Genomic DNA, 2700 nt, shown 5'->3' on the forward strand with positions numbered 1-2700 from the left:
AGTAACGATAAACCGGGCAGAAAAGAAATCCACCCGCTACTATATGGACGAGTTTCACTTGCTCTTAAAAGAGGAACAGACCGCCGCTTACAGCGTGGAGATTTGGAAGCGTTTCCGTAAATGGGGCGGTATCCCCACAGCCATTACGCAGAACGTCAAAGTGCGCCCAGATAGGGCGCTGTGCAAAGCAGTCTAAGGTACTGCCGCACACGGCAGTGTGCGAAACAATCTGCCTTACCGACTAAGGAGAAATCCTTTACGGGAACAGCGCATGGCAGAAAAAGGAATAGTCACCAAAGGACTTAGGTGCGACTGTTTTCTAATGTTAAGAAGATATGAGGATAAGATTGGGTTTATCGAATGTAAGGTTCCAGTTCCTGTTTTTTGCAGGTGTGGGAAAAGTCCTGAAACCCATGTCATAACGCTGTCACGTCATCTTTCACGGCGGGACAACTGCCAACACGTTATGAAACAGGCGTGAGAACACGTCACAACGAACCGAAAGCATATCCGACAATCTTCACTAACCTATGCACAGTGCTAACTGGGGATTGCCTAAGTCTGGCTCATTTGCCGGATATGGTAACGGAGGCTCCATAGTAGTCCGAGAGGGATAACGACCCTTACATGGCGAAGGGAGCCAGTTAGTAACATCTAAAATGTAAGAATGAAAGGGAGGAGAAACCTCAATGAAACCAACATCTGAAATTTTAGAGCGTATTGAAAAGTGTTCCAGCGAACACAAAGACGGCGTATTCACAAGACTTTACAGATACTTACTTCGTGAAGATATTTACTACGCCGCCTATCAGAAACTTTATGCAAACAAAGGAGCAACAACACAGGGTATCGACAACGATACCGCAGACGGTTTCAGTGACTTCTATGTAAAAGAGTTAATCCAGTCACTAAAGGACGGAACCTACAAAGCCAATCCTGTAAGGCGTGAGTATATTCCAAAGAAAAACGGAAAGCTCCGTCCGCTGGGTATCCCGTCTTTCCGTGACAAGCTCCTGCAAGAAGTTGTCAGAATGATTTTAGAAGCTATCTATGAACCTGTCTTTGACAGCCACTCCCACGGTTTCAGACCGGGTAAAAGCTGTCATACCGCACTCCGTCAGATTTCTTCTGACTTCACAGGCGTGGTCTGGTTTATCGAGGGCGATATACAAGGTTGTTTTGATAACATCAATCACGAAAAATTGATTGAGATTTTGAGCAGGAAAATCAAGGACAGTCGTTTTCTGAACATCATTCGCCAGTTTTTGAAAGCTGGGTATATCGAGAATTGGAAATACAACGCCACTTACAGCGGTTCCCCGCAGGGTGGTATCTGTTCTCCAATACTTGCAAATATCTATCTGAATGAGCTGGACAAGAAGTTTCGGGAAATCGCAGAACGCTTTGATAAGCCGAGGTCTGCATATCAGACACCGGAATATCATGCGGCAAGCAAAGAATTAAAAAGACTGTCTTATTGGATTGACCATACCGCTGATGAAGCGGCAAGACAAGAACTGATTGACCAGCATAGGGCACAGAAGGAAGCTATGAGAAATCTGCCCTGCAAACCTGCCGACAACAAGAAGTTCACTTTTGTCCGTTATGCGGACGATTGGCTGGCAGGTGTGTGCGGCACAAAAGCGGAATGTGAGGACTTGAAAGCCGAAATCGCTGAATTTCTAAGCACAGAGCTGAAATTAACTCTAAGCGAGGAAAAGACGCTGATAACGCACAGCTCCGAAAAAGTCCGTTTCATTGGATATGATATTTGCGTCCGCAGAAATCAGGAAGTCAAAGGTCACAGAATGAAAAACGGAACGTGGAGAAAATCCCGTACCCTGCACATGAAAGTTGCCCTGTCTGTTCCCCATACGGAAAAGATTGAGAAATTCATGTTTGCAAAGAAAGTCATTCGCCAAAAGGAAAACGGGGAGTTTCAGCCGATACACCGAGCCGGACTTCTCAACCTTGCGGATTATGAGATTGTGGAACAGTACAATGCCGAAGCAAGAGGATTATGCAACTATTACAATCTGGCTTGTGATTATCACACGCTGGACTACTTCTGCTATCTTATGGAGTACAGTTGCTTAAAGACGATTGCTAATAAGCACAAAACCAGTATCCGCAAAATCATTCGCCAGTATAAAGACGGGAAAACATGGTCTGTCCCTTATGAAACTAAAGCAGGAACAAAACGTGTTCGCCCTGTTAAAATCGCAGATTGTAAGCGTGGCGAAGCGAGTGACATCATTTATCAGAGAAAGAAATTCAGCTGGAAAACCACTATTAGACAACGGCTCAATGCCAGAGTTTGTGAACTATGTGGGTGTAAAGAAGCCGATTTGTATGAGGTTCACGTTATACGGAACTTAAACGAATTGGGTAATTCTGATTGGGAAACCGTGATGAAAAAGAAGCGGCGGAAAACGCTTGTTGTCTGTAGCAAGTGCCATGAAAGAATACACAGACACTAATCAATACGTTAATTACTAATGGGGAGCCGGATACTTCGAGAGGAGTAAGTCCGGTTCCGAGGGAGGGTGTAGGAAACCTACCGCCAACGGCGACAAGGCGCCTTTACCCTACCCTACGACCTTTTGGCAAGCCGCGAGGTGGAAAATATCTTTGAAAACAGCGATTTTGTCCTCATGCTCAATCAAGCGCAGGGCGACCGTACTATCCTTGCAAAGCAGT

Annotated in this window: 1 protein-coding gene and 1 pseudogene; both read left to right on the forward strand. The window is 45.3% G+C overall.

The window, feature by feature from the left end:
• Positions 1 to 160, forward strand: a pseudogene (locus tag DWW13_RS18745) (VirB4-like conjugal transfer ATPase, CD1110 family); the annotation flags it as partial.
• A gap of 529 nt (positions 161 to 689) precedes the next feature.
• Positions 690 to 2480 (forward strand): reverse transcriptase domain-containing protein, encoded by a 1791-nt coding sequence (locus tag DWW13_RS00040; RefSeq protein ID WP_118420158.1) that lies wholly within the window; start codon positions 690 to 692, stop codon positions 2478 to 2480.
• Positions 2481 to 2700 lie beyond the last annotated feature (220 nt).

Source organism: Blautia sp. AF14-40, from assembly GCF_003479665.1.
GTDB lineage: Bacteria > Bacillota > Clostridia > Lachnospirales > Lachnospiraceae > Fusicatenibacter > Fusicatenibacter saccharivorans.

Excerpts from the sequence above, each read along its gene's own strand:
- DWW13_RS00040 (WP_118420158.1), top strand. The coding sequence starts at position 690 with ATGAAACCAACATCTGAAATTTTAGAGCGTATTGAAAAGTGTTCCAGC.